This is a genomic window from Sphingobium sp. D43FB, from assembly GCF_002312805.1.
Classification (GTDB): Bacteria; Pseudomonadota; Alphaproteobacteria; order Sphingomonadales; family Sphingomonadaceae; genus Sphingobium.
This window is the reverse complement of the sequence record NZ_NMUA01000245.1, coordinates 1-400: the sequence shown is the minus strand read 5'-3', so window position 1 is coordinate 400 and position 400 is coordinate 1. Positions and strand designations below refer to the sequence as shown.

At 45.5% G+C, this 400-nt stretch carries 1 pseudogene; it reads left to right on the top strand.

Annotated elements, in window-relative coordinates:
* Positions 1-13: 13 nt before the first annotated feature.
* Positions 14-400, top strand: a pseudogene (locus tag SxD43FB_RS24225) (undecaprenyl-phosphate alpha-N-acetylglucosaminyl 1-phosphate transferase); the annotation flags it as partial.

The window sequence follows — 400 nt, the reverse complement described above, 5'->3', positions numbered from 1 at the left end:
GAGAGCATGCATTGTGAATTTACTGACAGTGAGTACTGATCTCATCAGTATTTTTTTATTCACGACACTGTTTCTGTTTTTTGCCCGTAAGGTGGCAAAAAAAGTCGGTTTAGTGGATAAACCAAACTTCCGCAAACGTCACCAGGGATTGATACCTCTCGTTGGGGGGATTTCGGTTTACGCAGGGATTTGCTTCACGTTCGGAATTGTCGATTACTATATTCCGCATGCATCTCTCTATCTCGCTTGTGCCGGTGTGCTTGTTTTCATTGGCGCGCTGGATGACCGTTTTGATATCAGCGTAAAAATCCGTGCCACCATACAGGCCGCTGTTGGCATTGTTATGATGGTGTTCGGCAAGCTTTATCTCAGTAGCCTGGGTTATATCTTTGGCTCCTGG